This is a genomic window from Brevundimonas sp. FV1ye7S, from assembly GCF_058680995.1.
Map to the genome: position 1 here is coordinate 1,709,669 of NZ_CM178726.1, position 15,074 is coordinate 1,724,742.

Below are 15,074 nucleotides of genomic sequence, written 5' to 3' on the forward strand. Positions count from 1 at the left end.
GTCAGCGATCCATGAACGCCGCGACAGCCGCGTAGCTTTCGGCGATGTGGTGTGCGCCGCGCGCGACCAGGCGTTCGGCGTGTCCGTCGCGGATATGGCCGCCCGCCGTCAGGCCGACCACCGTCATCCCGGCCGCGACGCCCGCTGTGACGCCCGCCTCGCTGTCTTCGATCACCAGGACGCGGGACGGATCGACGCTCATGCTGTCGGCGGCGTGCAGGAAGATGTCGGGGTGGGGTTTGCCGCGCTCGACCACCAGGCCGGTGAAGACGGCGCCGTCGAAATGATTGGTCAGGCCGAACAGGTCCAGGCCGACGCCGATCCAGTCGGGGCCGCTGGACGAGGCGATGCAGCGGGCCTCGGACCGGGCGGTGACGAAGTCGATCATGCCGGGGACGGGCTTCAGATGGATCGGTGCGCGGGCGCGGCAGGTGGCGAACCAGGTGGTGTGGAAGTCCTCGGGACATGGCCGGCCCAAGGCGGCCTCGACCGCCGGGCGGTTGTCGCGCCAGCGTTTGCCCGTATAGGCGGCGAGGACATCGTCCAGGCTGGTGGGCAGGCCGATGGCGGTCAGTTGCTCGGCCATGACGGTGCTGTTCAGCACCTCGCTGTCGGCGACGACGCCGTCATAGTCGAAGATGATCAGGTCGTAGGGCATGCGCGGGCTCAGGATGGGGAGCTGGCCTTCTCGGCGACCTTTGCGGCGTCCCAGAGGCGGTCCATCTCCTCCAGCGTCGATTGGTCGGGGGTGCGGCCGTCCTTGGCCAGTTCCGCCTCGATGAAGCCGAAGCGGCGCACGAACTTGGCGTTGGTGGCGCGCAGGGCGTCCTCGGGCTCGACGTCCAGCTTGCGGGCCAGGTTGGCCACGACGAACAATAGGTCGCCCAACTCCTCGCGCGCCTTGGCCATGTCGCCGGCCGCGATCTCGACGCGCAGTTCCGCAACCTCTTCGGCCAGCTTGTCGAACACTTCGTCGGTCGAGGGCCAGTCGAAGCCGACGCGACCGGCGCGCTTGGTCAGTTTGGCGGCGCGGGTCAGGGCGGGCAGGCCGACGGGGACGTCGTCGAGGACGCCGGGCTTCTTGCGGTCCTTGCGTTCGGCGGCCTTGATGGTTTCCCAGGCGACGGTCTGTTCTTTCGAGGTGCGCTGCGCTTCATCGCCAAAGACGTGGGGGTGGCGGCGTTCCAGCTTGTCGGCGATGGCCGTGACCACGTCGTCGAAGGCGAACAAGCCCTGTTCCTCGGCCATGCGGGCATGGAAGACGACCTGGAACAGCAGGTCGCCCAGCTCGCCTTTCAGCTCGTTCAGGTCGTTGCGCTCGATGGCGTCGGCGACCTCGTAGGCCTCCTCGATCGTATAGGGGGCGATGGTGGCGAAGGTCTGCTCCACGTCCCAGGGGCAGCCGCCGTCCGGGTCGCGCAGCCGTTCCATGACGCCGAGCAGGCGGTCGATGGGCCTCACGCTCGAGCCTCCGCGTCGCGGGCGTCGAGGGCCTGGCGGATCTCGTTGTGACGCGCCGCCGTCAGCGGATAGTTCTTCAGCACCCAGCTCGCCAGCACCAGCAGCACGCCGGGAACCAGGATGAACAGGATCTGGAGCGTAAGCAGGGCTGTCTCGCTGTTGCCGGCGAGGCCGGGGACGGCGCGGAAGCCGACCTGCTGGAGGATCAGATAGGGCACGAGGGCGACGACGTGGCCGATCTTGGTGGTGGCCGAGAGGATGGACAGCATCAGGCCGGTGCGGTCGACGCCGGTCTCGAACCTTTCCTGGTCTCCGGCGTCGGCCATCATGGCGCGGGTCAGGAACAGGCCGGCGGCGTAGGGCAGGCCGGCGATGAACATGACGACGGCGGTCAGGACGAAGTTTCCACCGGGGACCAGGGTGGCGCCGACATACAGAACGGCCGAGACGAGGCTGGCGATCGCCAGGCCGCGGTCCTTGCCGACGCGTGTCGCCAGCCAGGCCCAGAAGGGCGCGCCGCACAGGCCGGCGACGAAGTAGAACAGCATGAACAGGCCGGCCTCGGTGTGGTCGTAGCCGCGGATCTGGCCGAAGAAGAAGAACAGCAGCGAGCCGGTGATGCCCGGCGCTACGCCCAGCAGCAGGTCGGCGATCAGCAGTTTCTGCACGACGGGCGTCTTCAGCAGCGTCAGATAGGCGCTCAGGCTGCCGTGCGGCTGGTCGCCGGCGGTGACGGGCTCGGGCACGGCGACCATGGCCAGGCCGATGGTGACGGGCAAGGCGATGACGATGGCCCAGCCCATGATCCGCACCCCGTCGGCATAGGTCCCGATGCCGGTCTGGACCACCACGGTCGGCAGGACCAGGATCAGCACCACCCCGATGATGTTGAACACCTGCCACCAGCCGTAGACGCGGCTGCGCTGATCATACTGGGGCGCGAGGACGGCGGCCCAGCCCAGTTGGCCCAGGGTGCCGATGGAGAAGCCGAGGTAGAGGAACAGCAGCCAGCCGAACAGATAGATGGGCGGCGCGCCGGGCTGGACCACGACGAACATCATGAAGGCGGCCAGCATCAGCATCGGCGTCGAGATCGCCATCCAGGGGCGGTAGCGGCCGAACCGGGTCCTGGTCTTGTCCATGCCCCAGCCGATGAAGGGGTCGAAGACGATGTCGATCAGACGCACGGCCATGAAGACGGCCGCGACCACGCCCAGCTCGAGTCCGACGTAGGTGGCGTAGAATTCCGGCAGAGTGACGGGCAGGGCGACGCCGAAGGCCGCCAGCGGCAGGCAGGGGCCGGAGAAGGCGGCGAGCACGGCGTTGGAGCGACGGGGCGCGGCGGCGACGGTCATGCAGCGGGTCCGAGGACAGCCCGGATGAGTCGGGCCGGTTCACCATCGCAGCTTTACGGACGGACGCGGAGTCGGATTTGGGCGCTGCGGTCTCTCTGTGCTTGCTCCAGCGACCGGCTTGGGGCTTGCTGTTCGGCATGTGGCGAAACCTTATTGCCTGTCTGTCGGTCTGTTTCGTCCTGGCTGCGGCCGGCGGCGCGCGTGCGGCTGGGCCCTGTCACACCAACGCCGACGTCTGGGGCGGACAGGCCCTGGCCAACGCCGCCTCGGCTTACGCGATGGAATGGATCCCGTTCGGGGCGACCGAATGGGGGTGGCGGACCTATGTTCCCCTGATCCAGCGCGAACTGCACACGACTTGCGGTCCGGGCACGCCGATCTTCGCCTCGCAACTAGCGGGCTTCCAGCAGACCCATGGCCTAGCGCCGACCGGCCTGTTCGATGCGTCGACCTTTCAGGTCCTGCGGGGGCTGTGGCAGGAGCGTCGGCCGTTCGTCATGGCCCGCACCCGCCAGGAATGCCCCGACCCGCCGCCGATCAACCAATTGGGCTATCTGGTCGAATCCGAGGAACACGCCGACCGGCTGACGCGCCTGTTGCGACGCGACGTTCTGGACGCCTATCGCCGGATGGTCGCCGCCGCCCGCGCCGAGGTTCCCGAGGTCGCGGCCGATCCCGAACTGCTGCAGATCTTTTCCGGCTTCCGCGATCCAGAGGCGGACGCCGCGCGCTGCGCCCAGCAGGGCAATTGCGACGGCCTGCGGCGCGCCGTCTGTTCGCCGCATCGGACGGGGACGGCCGTCGATCTCTATGTCGGTCAGGCGCCGGGGCGGGGGGTCGATTCGACCGCGGCCGCCAGCCGCGAACATATGGCGCGGTCGGCGACCTATCGCTGGCTGGTCGCCAACGCCGGGCGGTTCGGGTTCGTACCCTATGTCTATGAGCCCTGGCATTGGGAGTATGTGCGGCCGTGGGATCCATCATTCGCGCCTTGACCGAAGGGGAGGCCGGCCTGGCGCGTGAGGCGTTCGGTTCGGCGCTTCGTCTGGATCGAATCCGGTTGATCGCCTGGCCCTTCGGGCGCGCCTTCGTCGCCGGCCGCTGGTTCGGGCGCGACTGGATCGTCTGGCCCAGACGGGCGTTTCAGACGGACTTCGGCCAGGCGTCGCAGCAGATTCAAGGCGTGCTGGTGCACGAACTGACCCATGTCTGGCAGGCGCAGCAGGGGGTGAATCTGCTGTTCGCCAAGCTGAAGGCGGGCGACAGCGCCGCCGCCTACGCCTATTCAGCCGATCCGGACTGCCGCTGGGATTCGCTGAATATCGAGCAGCAGGCCATGGTGATGGAGCATCGCTTTCACGGCCTGCGCGGCGGCGAAACGCCCGGGACCCGCGCATTCTATGATGCGGTTTGTCCCTTCGTGCGGTGAAACCCGCCCGAGGGCTTGCAAGGGCAGGATGGACACGCCAAGTTAGCAACGGTCGTTGTTGCGAATGACGGCCTGTCATTCAATGGAGCCTCCCCATGCCCAAGATTCTCGTCCTCTATCACTCCACCTACGGTCATATCGAAGCCATGGCCGAAGCCGTCGCCGAAGGCGCGCGCGAAGTCGAAGGCGCCGTCGTCGACATCAAGCGCGTGCCCGAACTGGTGCCGGACGAACTGGCCAAGGCGTCGGGCTACAAGCTGGATCAGGCGGCCCCCATCGCCAAGGTCGAGGATCTGGCGAACTATGACGCGATCATCATCGGCGCCGGCACCCGCTTCGGCACCGTCGCCTCGCAGATGCGCAACTTCCTCGATCAGACCGGCGGCCTGTGGTTCAACGGCGCCCTGGTGGGCAAGGTCGGCGGCGCCTTCACCTCGACCGCGACCCAGCACGGCGGCCAGGAAACCACCCTGATGGGCCTGATCCAGACCCTGATGCACCATGGGTTGATCGTTGTCGGCCTGCCCTATGCCTTCCAGGGCCAGATGAATATGGACGAGATCGTCGGCGGCAGCCCCTATGGCGCCACCACCCTGACCAAGGGCGACGGGTCGCGCATGCCCAGCCAGATCGACCTGGACGGCGCCCGCTTCCAGGGCAAGCACATCGCCGAGATCGCCAAGAAGCAGTTCGGCTGATCCGATGCGCCAGCCCGCCGTCTTCTTCGGCCACGGCTCGCCCATGAACGCGCTTGGCGGTCCCTTCGGGGCCGCCTGGCGCGGGTTGGGTGAAGACATCGGCAAGCCCAAGGGGGTGGTGATGATCTCCGCCCACTGGGAGACGCGCGGGCTGGGCGTTACGGCGCAGGAACGGCCCGAAACCATCCATGATTTCGGGAATTTTCCGCCTGAGCTTCACGCGTTTCAGTATCCCGCGCCCGGGTCGCCCGAACTGGCGGCCCGAGTGGCGGAGCTGACGGGCGCGGTCCAGACGCAACAATGGGGCCTGGATCACGGGACCTGGTCGGTGCTGTGCCATGTGTGGCCGGACGCCGACGTGCCGGTGGTGCAGCTGTCCTTGAATCGCGAACTGACGGCGCGCCAGCATTATGAACTGGCCAAGGCCCTGCGGCCGCTGCGGGACGAGGGAATCGTCATCGCCGGCTCGGGCGACTTCGTCCACAATCTGCGGACCTGGAAGCGCGATGCGGGGGCCGAGCCCTACGCCTGGGCGACCGGCTTCAATGAGGCGGTCAAACAGGCCTTTGTGGTCGGCGACCACGAAGCCCTGATCGACTGGGTCGGCCTGGCCGAGGACGCCCAGCTGAGCGTGCCGACTGACGAACACTACCTGCCGGTGCTCTATATCGCCGCCCAGCAGACGCCGGGCGAGCCGGTGTCCTTCTTCAACGACAGCATCGACGGCGGGTCGATTTCGATGACGGGGGTGCGGATCGGGTAGGGCGGTCAGGCCGCCTTTTCCGCCTCGACCATTTTCTGGATCGCGACATAGTCCGTCTTGCCGCTGCCCAGGACTGGAACCTCGGCGACCTTGACGATCTTCTTGGGCACGATCAGTTCGGGGGCCCCGTTCGAGCGGGCCCATTCGGCCAGGGGCGCGACCTCGGCCTCGGCGTGGTCAGTGACCAGGACCAGTTTTTCGCCCTTGCGGGTGTCGGGAATGGAGACGACGGCGTGGCGCTGGTCCGGCCAGACCGCGCCGGCGATGCCTTCGACCGCCGTCAGGGAGACCATTTCGCCGCCGATCTTGGCGAAGCGTTTGGCGCGGCCCTTGATGGTGACATAGCCCTCGGCGTCCACATCGACGATGTCGCCGGTGTCCAGCCAGCCGTCCTCGACCGGGGACCATTCCAGGGGCTCGGCCGAGGTGACGTAGCCGCTCATCACATTGGGGCCCCTCAGATACAGGCGGCCGCCGTCCGCGATGCCCTCCACCGGCTCCAGCTTCCAGTCGATGCCGGGCAGAATCTGGCCCACCGTGCCGGGGGCGTTGCGATCCGGGTGATTGACGGCGACGACCGGCGAGGCTTCGGTCGCGCCATAGCCCTCCAGCAGTTCGACGCCGCCGAATTTTGAGTTGAACAGGTTGCGGGTTTCCTGGCGCACCTTTTCGGCGCCGGCGACCACAAACTTCAGGGTGGCGAAGTCGTCCGCCTCGGCGACGCGGCCATACTGATTCAGGAAGGTGTCGGTCGCGAACAGGATCGAGGCCTTCACCTGGGGCAGCAGGTCGGTGATCTGTTTGGCGTGCAGCGGCGACGGATACTGGAAGGCCTTCAAGCCTTGAAGCAGCGGCAGGATGACCCCGCCGGTCAGCCCAAAACAGTGGAAGGTGGGCAGGGGATTGAACATCACCCATTCCGGCAGCAGGTCGATATGGGCCGCGACCTGACGGGCGTTGGCGACAAGGTTCCTCTGGCTCAGGACCACGCCCTTGGGCGTTCCGAAACTGCCCGAGGTGAACAGGACCACGCCGGGCGCGTCCGGGTCGGTCTTGACGCGGAACCGCTTGGGCGCAACGCCGGCGCTGAGGCCGTACAGCTTGTCGGCCAGGCCGATGGTCTTGCGCACGTCATCCAGCCAGACGACCTCGGCCACCGTCTTCAGCTCGACGATCAGGTCGTCCAGCTTGGCCTGATCGATGAAGCGTTTGGCGGTCAGGACCTTCTTGACGCCCGAGGCCTTGATCGCCGCCTTCAGATTTGTCTCGCCCGCGGTGAAGTTCAGCATGACCGGCACGCGGCCGTGGGCGTGCAGGCCGAAGAAGGTGACGACCACGCCCATGGACGAGGGCAGCAGGATGGCGACCCGCTCGCCCGGATCGGTCATGTTCGCGATCTTGCGCCCCAGGACGAAGGCGGCGCGGATCAGGCCGGTGTAGGTGAGGGGGTGGCGATCCTGGTCCTCCAGAATTTCCTTGTCCCCGAACCGGGCGCGCGCGTCGATCAGCGCGTCGATCAGCGTGGTGTCGTACAGCGAGGAATCCAGGGCCTGGCGCAAACGCGTCTCCTGCGGAGGGCGCGAGAGGCCCTCTCTGTTGTCGGGCGTCCGTCATTAATGACGCGACGGTGTCTTGAAAAGATAGGTTACGCGGCGTGAGTTCCCAAGCGCGCCATCATCTGTAACCGGCCGTGGCTTGCCATCGGGGCGCGGAAGGCCGAAATACCGGCCATGGTCACCCTGATCGACACCCTTCAGCGCAAGCCGTCGGAGCTGCGCCACCCCGAAAAACAGAACCGCCCGGAGTCGGTGGTTCTGAAAAAGCCCGACTGGCTGCGCGTCAAGGCGCCCGGCTCGGGCGAATACAACGCCACCAAGGACATTGTCCGCTCCAAAGGGCTGCATACGGTCTGTGAAGAGGCGGCCTGCCCGAACATCGGCGAGTGCTGGAGCCAGAAGCAGGCCACCCTGATGATCATGGGCGACACCTGCACGCGGGCCTGCGCCTTCTGCAACGTCAAGACGGGCCTGCCCCAGCCGCTGGACCCGGAGGAGCCGGGCAAGGTCGGGCTTGCGGTGTCGCAGATGGCCCTGAACCATGTGGTGATCACCTCGGTCGATCGCGACGACGTGGCGGACGGCGGCGCGGCCCATTTCGCCGAAGTGGTGCGCCAGATCCGCCTTCAGGCGCCGAAGACGACCATCGAGATCCTGACGCCCGACTTCCTGCGCAAGGACGGCGCCGCCGCAGTGATGATCGACGCCAAGCCCGACGTCTTCAACCACAACCTCGAGACCGTTCCGCGCCTGTATCTGAAGATCCGGCCCGGCGCTCGCTACTTCCATTCCCTGCGCCTGTTGCAGATGGTCAAGGAGCGCGACCCGGAACAGTTCACCAAGTCCGGCATCATGGTCGGCCTGGGCGAGACCAAGGAAGAGGTCATGCAGGTGATGGACGACATGCGGTCCGCCGGCGTCGACTTCATCACCATCGGCCAGTACCTGCAGCCGACGCGCAAACACGCCGCCATCGACCGGTTCGTCACGCCGGAAGAGTTCAAGGCCTATGAGGCGATCGCCCGGGCCAAGGGCTTCCTGATGGTGTCCTCGTCGCCGCTGACGCGCTCGTCGCACCACGCCGGCGACGACTTCGCCCGGCTGAAGGCCGCGCGTGAGGCGCAGCTGCGCCGCTAAGGTTCGAATGGCCGTCCACCGCGTAACGCGCATCCTTCCCTATGCGCCCGAACAGCTTGCCGATCTGGTCGCCGACGTGCGCGCCTATCCCGACTTCGTGCCCTGGGTCACGTCGATGCGGGTCTGGAACGAGCGGGCCGAAGGCGAGGGCGTCTCCGTGCTGGACGCCGAGGCCGGGGTCGGCTTCTCCTTCCTGAAGGAGCGGTTCTCCACCTGGGTCCGGCATGATCGCAATGCGCCCAAGGTCGAGGTCGGCCTGTTGCGCGGGCCGTTCAAACATCTGAAGAACCGGTGGGAGTTTTTCCCGCATCCCGACGGCGCGCGGCTGGAGTTCATGATCGACTTCGCCTTCAAGTCGCGGATGCTGGACCTGATGCTGTCGGCCAACTTCGACCGGGCGGTGGAAAAGCTGATCGGTTGTTTCGAGGGCGAGGCGAAGCGGAGGTACGGCGGCCGATGAGTTTCGATTTCGACGCGACCGTCGTGGGCGCCGGGGCCGTGGGCCTGGCCTGCGGTCGGGCGTTGTCGAAACGAGGGCTGACGGTGCTGGTGCTGGAGAAGGAAGGCCACATCGGCCAGGGCGTCTCGTCGCGCAATTCCGAGGTCATCCACGGCGGCCTCTATTATCCGTCGGGTTCGCTGAAGGCGCGGTTCTGCGTCGAGGGGCGGCGGGCGCTTTATGACTTCCTGGTCAGCCGCAAGATCGACCATCGGAAGTGCGGCAAGCTGGTCGTGGCCACGCAAGAGGCCGAAGTCCAGCGGATCGAGGCCATTTTCGAACAGGCGACGGCCAATGGGGTCGAGGGACTGGCGCATCTGACCGGCGCCCAGGCGCGGGCGCTGGAGCCAGAGCTGAACGCCCACGCCGCTATCCTGTCGCCCGAGAGCGGTCTGTTCGACAGCCACGGCTATATGCTGGCCCTGCAGGGCGAGATCGAGGACGCGGGCGGATCGGTCGTGGTGTCGGCCCCGTTCGAGGGCGCTGAATCGCGGCCGGGCGGCGGCTTCACGATCCGCGTGGGCGGGGAGGGGGCGATGGAGGTCTCCAGCCGCCTGCTGGTGACGGCGCCTGGCCTGTCGGCGCAGGCCGTCGCGGCGGCCGTCGAGGGCTATCCGGCTGGCGACATTCCCGCCGGCCATTTCGGCAAGGGCGTCTACTTCCGGCTGGTCGGCAAGGCGCCGTTCGACCGACTGATCTATCCGCCGCCGATTCCCGGCGCCCTGGGCACGCATTATCGCAAGGATCTGGGCGGGCAGGCCGTGTTCGGCCCCGACCTGGCCTATGTCGAGACCGAGGACTATTCGGTCGATCCGGCCAAGGCGCAGGTGTTCGCCGCCTATATCCGCCGCTTCTGGCCCGGCCTGCCCGACGGCGCCCTGACGCCCGACTACGCCGGGATCCGGCCGAAGCTGCATGGTCCGGGCGAACCGCAGCCGGACTTCCAACTGCACGGCGTCGAGCACCACGGGATCGAGGGGCTGATGGCCCTGTTCGGTATAGAAAGCCCCGGCCTGACCAGTTCGCTGGCGATAGGCGAGGCGGTGGCCAAGACCCTGACGAGCCCGTCGTGACCGAGCGCGAGAAGATGCTGGCGGGCCTGCCGTACAATCCGGGCGACCCGGACCTGCGCGACGGCCGCGCCCGCGCCGTGGGCCTGACCATCGCCATCAATACAGAGCCGGATCGCGACAAGCGCCGCGTCCTGGTCAATGAACTTGTGCGCGCGGCCGACGGCGGGGCGATCATCATGCCGGGCTTCTTCTGCGACTATGGCGTCAATATCCAGTTCGGAGCGAACGCCTTCGTCAACGCCAACAGCGTCTTTCTGGACTGCGCCGAAATTCGAATCGGCGACAATTTTCAGGCCGGCCCAGGGGTGCAGTTGTTGACGCCGGAACATCCGTTGGACGCCGTCGAGCGGCGAGGGCTGGAATCCGCTCGACCGATCACGATCGGCGACGATGTGTGGATCGGCGGCGGGGCGATCGTTCTGGCGGGCGTGACGATCGGCGATCGCGCCGTCGTCGGAGCAGGCAGCGTCGTGACCAGGGACGTGCCGCCCGACGTCGTCGTGGTCGGCAACCCGGCCAAGGTGGTCAAACACCTGACGCGGAACGCCGCGCAATGATCTCTCAACTCGTCACGCCGCGCCTGATTCTGCGACGGGCGAGGCCGGACGATGTCGATGATCTGCATCAGGTCTTTTCATCTCCGGAAGCGATGCGGTGGTGGTCGACCACGCCGCATGCGGCCAGGGAAAAGACGGCGGAGTGGCTGGAGAGCGTGATCGCCGCCGCCCCGGAAACCAGCGACGATTTCGTCATTGAGGCGCAAGGCCGAGTCATCGGCAAGGCGGGGTTCTGGCGGCTGCCAGAGATCGGCTACATCCTGCATCCCGACTATTGGGGGCGAGGGCTGGCGAAGGAGGCGCTGACCGCCGTGATCGATCATGTCATGGTCACGCGGGATATCGATGCGATCACCGCCGACGTGGACCCCTCCAATGCGGCGTCCATTCGCCTGCTGGGGCGTTTGGGCTTCGAACAGACGGGGGCCGCCAGCCGGACCTGGCAGGTTGGGGGCGTCTGGATGGACAGTCTTTACTTCGGGCTGGACCGTGATCGCTGGAAGTCGCTCAAGACGCCTTGAAATCGTCGTGCGGTTCATGCATAAGCCGCGCCTCGCGTGGCGGCTCGGCGTTCTTCTCACGAAGGACCGGGGCCGCCGCTATCGTTTTCGCGCTTGATCAGGCTTCGGCTCTGGGCGGCGCCCGACTTAGAAGATTGAGACGGACATGGCCGTTCCGAAGCGGAAAGTATCCCCCTCGCGTCGCAACATGCGCCGCGCCCACGACGCCCTGAGCTCGAATGTCTATGTCGAGGACAAGGACACCGGCGAGCTGAAGCGCCCCCACCATATCGACCTGAAGACCGGCACCTATCGCGGTCGCCAGGTCATCACGCCGAAGGAAGACTAGTCTTCCACGGCCCGGTTTCGACCGGACGAAGTTTATTACGGCGCGCGGTCACCCGCGCGCCGTTTTCGTGCGTTCTGTGCTGTGAAGCTTCTCAGAAGGACGCACGCCCATGATCCGTTTCGCCACCGTCAGCGCACTTGCGCTGCTCACACTCGCCGCCTGCGAACGCCGTGACGACCCCGTGGCCCAGCCGCCTTCCGCTGCGGCTCCTGCGCCGGCCGAAGCGCCGCCGCCGCCGCCGGCCAATGCTTCGACCCTGACGGCCGATGGTCTGGGGGCGGCGCGAATCGGCATGACGCGCGCCGAGCTGGTCCAGGTATGGGGCGAGGATTCCCAACCAAACGCCGTCGGCGGGGCCGATCCGGAGACCTGCGACGAGTTTCATCCGGTCGATGCGCCCAAGGATGTGCGCGTCATGATCCAGAACGGCGTGCTGACCCGTATCACCGCCGCGCGCGACGCGACGATCAAGACCGACCGCGGGTTCGGCGTCGGCGACACGGGCATGGCGATCAAACAGGCCTATGGCGGCGCCGTCTTCGCCCAATCGCACAAGTATCAGGCGGCGCCGGCGGAGGACCTGTTCGTCTGGTCGCGCGGCGGATCGACGACCTATGTGACCGATCCGGCCGCGCGCGGGATCCGCTACGAGGTCGGCTCCGACGGCAAGGTGATGATGATCCACGCCGGCGATCCGTCCATTCAACTGGTCGAGGGCTGTTCCTGATGACCAAGGGCGACGCAGGCATTGGCGATTCGCGGGGAGACGTCTAAACCCCTCGGACCTGTTTTCCGCCTGAGCCAAAGAGCCGAGCCATGACCGACATCGCCGACATCGTCGCCCGCCAGATCCTCGACAGCCGGGGCAATCCGACGGTGGAAGTCGACGTGATCCTGGATGACGGCTCATTCGGTCGCGCCTCTGTGCCGTCGGGCGCTTCGACCGGCGCTCACGAAGCCGTCGAACTGCGCGACGGCGACAAGGATCTGTGGGGCGGCAAGGGCGTGCAGAAGGCGGTCGACGCCGTCAACGGCGAGATCTTCGACGCCCTGTCCGGCATGGACGCCGAGGATCAACGCCGTATCGACGAGGCGATGATCAACCTGGACGGCACGCCCAACAAGGCCCGTCTGGGCGCCAACGCCATCCTGGGCGTGTCCCTGGCCGCGGCCAAGGCCAGCGCCATTTCGGCCGGCCTGCCGCTGCACCGCTATATCGGCGGCGTCTCGGCTCGCGTCCTGCCGACGCCGATGATGAACATCATCAACGGCGGCGCCCATGCCGACAATCCGATCGACATCCAGGAGTTCATGATCCTGCCGACCGGGGCTGAGACCTTCACCGACGCCCTGCGCATGGGCGCGGAGATCTTCCACGCCCTGAAGAAGCAGCTGAAGGACGCCGGCCATAACACCAACGTCGGCGACGAGGGCGGCTTCGCCCCGAACCTGGCCTCGGCCGAAGAAGCCCTGAGCTTCATCACCAAGGCGGGCCAGGCGGCCGGTTATCTGGCCGGCGAGGACTTCCACCTGGGTCTGGACGTCGCCTCGACCGAGTTCTTTAAGGACGGCAAATACGTCATGGCGGGCGAAGGCAAGACCGTCGACGCCGAGGGCATGGCCGCCTATCTGGTGGACCTGTGCGAGCGGTTCCCGATCGTCTCGATCGAGGACGCCATGGCCGAGGACGATTTCGACGGCTGGCGCCTGCTGACCGAGCGTCTGGGCGACCGGGTCCAACTGGTCGGCGACGACCTGTTCGTGACCAACCCCGCGCGTCTGGCCGCAGGCATCGGCGAGGGCCTGGCCAACTCCATCCTGATCAAGGTCAACCAGATCGGCACCCTGTCCGAGACCCTGGACGCCGTCGATATGGCCCACCGCGCCGGCTACACCGCCGTGATGAGCCACCGTTCGGGCGAGACCGAGGATTCGACCATCGCCGACCTGGCCGTCGCCACCAACTGCGGGCAGATCAAGACCGGCTCGCTGGCCCGCTCGGACCGGGTGGCGAAATACAATCAGCTGCTGCGCCTGGAAGAGATGCTGGGCGACCAGGCCGTCTATTTCGGCGACGGCATGCTGCTGCGCTAAACCTGTGAATTGTCGGCGAAGAATCAGCGTTCTTCGTCGACTTCCTTACGGTCAAGCTACATTTTGTTAGGCATTTTCGGGCACGGTTCCTGAACTGTGTTTTTCGCGCTCAGAAGGAGCGTCGGTCGTGCCCGAACGGATGAAACCTTACCGCCTGTCCCTCGCCCTGTTGTTGCTGCTCGCCTATCTGGGCGTTCAGGCTCTGACGGGCGAGCGGGGCCTGCTGAGCGGATCGTCGCGTGACGCCCTGATGGGGCGGCGTGAGAACCAGCTCGCCCATCTCACAGAACAGCGCCGCGACCTTGAGACGCGGGTGCGTTATCTCCGCACCGACAGCCTGTCGAAGGACTTGCTGGAGGAGCGCGCACGCGCCGTTCTCGGCTTTTCGGACCCGCGCGACTATGTGATCCGCGTTCCGGCGCAACCCGTTCAGGGATGAAAACCTTCGCCGCTTGAACTATTGTTACAGTCGAGCCCGCACCCCTTTGCGTTCCGGGAAGGAAGGCTGCTAAAGCCCCCTTCCGTAACGATAAGAAGGCGTCGCTTCCCGACGCCTAGCCGGGAGATGCCGGATGGCGAAAGCCCCAGCCAAAGCCGCTCAGACCACTGCGCCTGACAAGCTTTCAAACACGCCTTCGGCGTCCAAGGAGGACCTCCTCCGCTTTTACCGCGAGATGGTTCTCATCCGCCGCTTCGAGGAGCGTGCGGGCCAGCTGTACGGCATGGGTCTGATCGGGGGCTTCTGCCACCTGTATATCGGCCAGGAAGCCGTGGCCGTCGGCGTTCAGGAGAGCGTCAGACAGGGCCACGACAAGATCATCACGGGCTACCGCGACCACGGCCACATGCTGGCCGCCGGCATGGATCCCAAGGAAGTCATGGCCGAACTGACCGGCCGCATCGGCGGTTCGTCGCGCGGCAAGGGCGGTTCGATGCACATGTTCGACGTGCCGACCGGCTTCTACGGCGGTCACGGCATCGTCGGCGCCCAGGTGTCGCTGGGCACGGGCCTGGCCTTCGCCGGCAAGTACCGCGGCGATGATTCGGTGGCCTTCGTCTATTTCGGCGACGGCGCATCGAACCAGGGGCAGGTTTACGAGAGCTTCAACATGGCCCAGCTGTGGAAGCTGCCGGCCATCTACATCATCGAGAACAACCAGTACGCCATGGGCACGAGCATCGAGCGCTCGTCGTCCACGACCCAGCTTAGCCAGCGCGGCGCCAGCTTCGGCATTCCGGGCGAGCAGGTGGACGGCATGGATGTTCTGGCCGTCCGCGACGCGGTCAAGAAGGCCGTCGAGCGCGCCCGCGCCGGCGAGGGGCCCTACATCCTCGAGGTCAAGACCTACCGTTATCGCGGTCACTCGATGTCCGATCCGGCCAAATACCGGACCAAGGAAGAGGTGGACGAGGTCAAGAAGACCCGCGACCCGATCGACCACATCAAGACCCTGCTGGCCGCCGCCAATGCGACGGAAGACGAGCTGAAGGCCATCGATAACGAGATCAAGGCCATCGTCGCCGAGGCCGTTCAATTCGCCCAAGAGAGCCCGGAACCCGATCCGTCCGAGCTCTATACCGACGTCTACGTGGAGGCCTGATC

At 66.5% G+C, this 15,074-nt stretch carries 18 protein-coding genes; 14 read left to right on the forward strand and 4 right to left on the reverse strand.

Features of this window, described 5'->3' with window-relative positions:
- Position 1: 1 nt before the first annotated feature.
- From ACW18C_RS08190 to ACW18C_RS08200, 3 genes are read right to left on the reverse strand one after another with little or no spacing between them, the layout of a single operon-like run.
- Positions 2 to 658 carry an HAD family hydrolase gene (locus tag ACW18C_RS08190; RefSeq protein ID WP_492070442.1) on the reverse strand — a complete coding sequence of 219 codons (657 nt, stop codon included), beginning with the start codon at positions 656 to 658 and terminating at the stop codon, positions 2 to 4.
- An 8-nt stretch (positions 659 to 666) separates the two neighbouring features.
- The gene (gene mazG, locus ACW18C_RS08195; protein WP_492073991.1) at positions 667 to 1,431 is read right to left on the reverse strand and encodes a nucleoside triphosphate pyrophosphohydrolase; all 765 of its coding nucleotides are present in this window, start codon (positions 1,429 to 1,431) and stop codon (positions 667 to 669) included.
- A 26-nt stretch (positions 1,432 to 1,457) separates the two neighbouring features.
- Positions 1,458 to 2,816 (reverse strand): MFS transporter, encoded by a 1,359-nt coding sequence (locus ACW18C_RS08200; protein WP_492070443.1) that lies wholly within the window; start codon positions 2,814 to 2,816, stop codon positions 1,458 to 1,460.
- Between the two features lie 137 nt (positions 2,817 to 2,953).
- Between ACW18C_RS08200 and ACW18C_RS08205 the strand changes: the two genes are divergently transcribed.
- The 4 genes from ACW18C_RS08205 (at position 2,954) to ygiD (ending at position 5,706) form a co-directional block, all read left to right on the forward strand.
- Positions 2,954 to 3,811: a D-alanyl-D-alanine carboxypeptidase family protein gene (locus ACW18C_RS08205; protein ID WP_492070444.1), complete on the forward strand. Its 858-nt coding sequence runs from the start codon at positions 2,954 to 2,956 to the stop codon at positions 3,809 to 3,811.
- Positions 3,787 to 4,245: a hypothetical protein gene (locus ACW18C_RS08210; RefSeq protein ID WP_492070445.1), complete on the forward strand. Its 459-nt coding sequence runs from the start codon at positions 3,787 to 3,789 to the stop codon at positions 4,243 to 4,245. Before ACW18C_RS08205 ends, ACW18C_RS08210 begins: the two co-directional genes overlap by 25 nt.
- Positions 4,246 to 4,340: 95 nt before the next feature.
- Entirely contained in the window at positions 4,341 to 4,943 is a 603-nt protein-coding gene (gene wrbA / locus ACW18C_RS08215; protein WP_492070446.1) for an NAD(P)H:quinone oxidoreductase, read from the forward strand.
- A 4-nt stretch (positions 4,944 to 4,947) separates the two neighbouring features.
- Entirely contained in the window at positions 4,948 to 5,706 is a 759-nt protein-coding gene (gene ygiD, locus ACW18C_RS08220; RefSeq protein ID WP_492070447.1) for a 4,5-DOPA-extradiol-dioxygenase, read from the forward strand.
- A 5-nt stretch (positions 5,707 to 5,711) separates the two neighbouring features.
- On the opposite strand, the gene ACW18C_RS08225 is transcribed toward ygiD, so the two are convergent.
- Positions 5,712 to 7,265 (reverse strand): AMP-binding protein, encoded by a 1,554-nt coding sequence (locus tag ACW18C_RS08225; protein WP_492070448.1) that lies wholly within the window; start codon positions 7,263 to 7,265, stop codon positions 5,712 to 5,714.
- Positions 7,266 to 7,436: 171 nt separating this feature from the next.
- On the opposite strand from ACW18C_RS08225, the gene lipA reads away from it, so the two are divergent.
- From lipA to pdhA, 10 genes are all read left to right on the forward strand, one after another.
- Positions 7,437 to 8,399, forward strand: coding sequence for a lipoyl synthase (gene lipA, locus ACW18C_RS08230; protein ID WP_008262283.1), 963 nt, complete (start codon positions 7,437 to 7,439; stop codon positions 8,397 to 8,399).
- Between the two features lie 7 nt (positions 8,400 to 8,406).
- Positions 8,407 to 8,859, forward strand: coding sequence for a type II toxin-antitoxin system RatA family toxin (locus tag ACW18C_RS08235; RefSeq protein ID WP_008260691.1), 453 nt, complete (start codon positions 8,407 to 8,409; stop codon positions 8,857 to 8,859).
- Positions 8,856 to 9,971, forward strand: a complete 1,116-nt coding sequence (locus ACW18C_RS08240) for an NAD(P)/FAD-dependent oxidoreductase (protein WP_492070449.1) — start codon at positions 8,856 to 8,858, stop codon at positions 9,969 to 9,971. The genes ACW18C_RS08235 and ACW18C_RS08240 overlap by 4 nt, the downstream gene beginning before the upstream one ends.
- Positions 9,968 to 10,528 carry a sugar O-acetyltransferase gene (locus ACW18C_RS08245; protein ID WP_426025390.1) on the forward strand — a complete coding sequence of 187 codons (561 nt, stop codon included), beginning with the start codon at positions 9,968 to 9,970 and terminating at the stop codon, positions 10,526 to 10,528. Before ACW18C_RS08240 ends, ACW18C_RS08245 begins: the two co-directional genes overlap by 4 nt.
- Positions 10,525 to 11,049, forward strand: a complete 525-nt coding sequence (locus ACW18C_RS08250) for a GNAT family N-acetyltransferase (protein WP_492070450.1) — start codon at positions 10,525 to 10,527, stop codon at positions 11,047 to 11,049. The genes ACW18C_RS08245 and ACW18C_RS08250 overlap by 4 nt, the downstream gene beginning before the upstream one ends.
- A gap of 145 nt (positions 11,050 to 11,194) precedes the next feature.
- Entirely contained in the window at positions 11,195 to 11,377 is a 183-nt protein-coding gene (rpmF, locus tag ACW18C_RS08255; protein ID WP_035305966.1) for a 50S ribosomal protein L32, read from the forward strand.
- A gap of 109 nt (positions 11,378 to 11,486) precedes the next feature.
- Entirely contained in the window at positions 11,487 to 12,104 is a 618-nt protein-coding gene (locus tag ACW18C_RS08260; RefSeq protein WP_492070451.1) for a hypothetical protein, read from the forward strand.
- A gap of 89 nt (positions 12,105 to 12,193) precedes the next feature.
- Positions 12,194 to 13,471 carry a phosphopyruvate hydratase gene (gene eno / locus ACW18C_RS08265; protein ID WP_492070452.1) on the forward strand — a complete coding sequence of 426 codons (1,278 nt, stop codon included), beginning with the start codon at positions 12,194 to 12,196 and terminating at the stop codon, positions 13,469 to 13,471.
- A gap of 139 nt (positions 13,472 to 13,610) precedes the next feature.
- Positions 13,611 to 13,910, forward strand: coding sequence for an FtsB family cell division protein (locus ACW18C_RS08270; protein WP_035305970.1), 300 nt, complete (start codon positions 13,611 to 13,613; stop codon positions 13,908 to 13,910).
- Between the two features lie 133 nt (positions 13,911 to 14,043).
- Positions 14,044 to 15,072 (forward strand): pyruvate dehydrogenase (acetyl-transferring) E1 component subunit alpha, encoded by a 1,029-nt coding sequence (pdhA, locus tag ACW18C_RS08275; protein WP_008260859.1) that lies wholly within the window; start codon positions 14,044 to 14,046, stop codon positions 15,070 to 15,072.
- Positions 15,073 to 15,074: the final 2 nt, after the last annotated feature.

Bases quoted from the DNA above. Each gene is read 5' to 3' on its own strand.
- ACW18C_RS08260 (WP_492070451.1), top strand. From the start codon at position 11,487: ATGATCCGTTTCGCCACCGTCAGCGCACTTGCGCTGCTCACACTCGCC.
- wrbA (WP_492070446.1), top strand. From the start codon at position 4,341: ATGCCCAAGATTCTCGTCCTCTATCACTCCACCTACGGTCATATCGAA.
- ACW18C_RS08240 (WP_492070449.1), top strand. From the start codon at position 8,856: ATGAGTTTCGATTTCGACGCGACCGTCGTGGGCGCCGGGGCCGTGGGC.
- ACW18C_RS08190 (WP_492070442.1), bottom strand. From the start codon at position 658: ATGCCCTACGACCTGATCATCTTCGACTATGACGGCGTCGTCGCCGAC.
- ACW18C_RS08200 (WP_492070443.1), bottom strand. From the start codon at position 2,816: ATGACCGTCGCCGCCGCGCCCCGTCGCTCCAACGCCGTGCTCGCCGCC.
- lipA (WP_008262283.1), top strand. From the start codon at position 7,437: ATGGTCACCCTGATCGACACCCTTCAGCGCAAGCCGTCGGAGCTGCGC.
- ACW18C_RS08235 (WP_008260691.1), top strand. From the start codon at position 8,407: ATGGCCGTCCACCGCGTAACGCGCATCCTTCCCTATGCGCCCGAACAG.
- eno (WP_492070452.1), top strand. From the start codon at position 12,194: ATGACCGACATCGCCGACATCGTCGCCCGCCAGATCCTCGACAGCCGG.
- rpmF (WP_035305966.1), top strand. From the start codon at position 11,195: ATGGCCGTTCCGAAGCGGAAAGTATCCCCCTCGCGTCGCAACATGCGC.
- mazG (WP_492073991.1), bottom strand. From the start codon at position 1,431: ATGGAACGGCTGCGCGACCCGGACGGCGGCTGCCCCTGGGACGTGGAG.
- ygiD (WP_492070447.1), top strand. From the start codon at position 4,948: ATGCGCCAGCCCGCCGTCTTCTTCGGCCACGGCTCGCCCATGAACGCG.
- ACW18C_RS08205 (WP_492070444.1), top strand. From the start codon at position 2,954: ATGTGGCGAAACCTTATTGCCTGTCTGTCGGTCTGTTTCGTCCTGGCT.
- pdhA (WP_008260859.1), top strand. From the start codon at position 14,044: ATGGCGAAAGCCCCAGCCAAAGCCGCTCAGACCACTGCGCCTGACAAG.
- ACW18C_RS08250 (WP_492070450.1), top strand. From the start codon at position 10,525: ATGATCTCTCAACTCGTCACGCCGCGCCTGATTCTGCGACGGGCGAGG.
- ACW18C_RS08270 (WP_035305970.1), top strand. From the start codon at position 13,611: ATGAAACCTTACCGCCTGTCCCTCGCCCTGTTGTTGCTGCTCGCCTAT.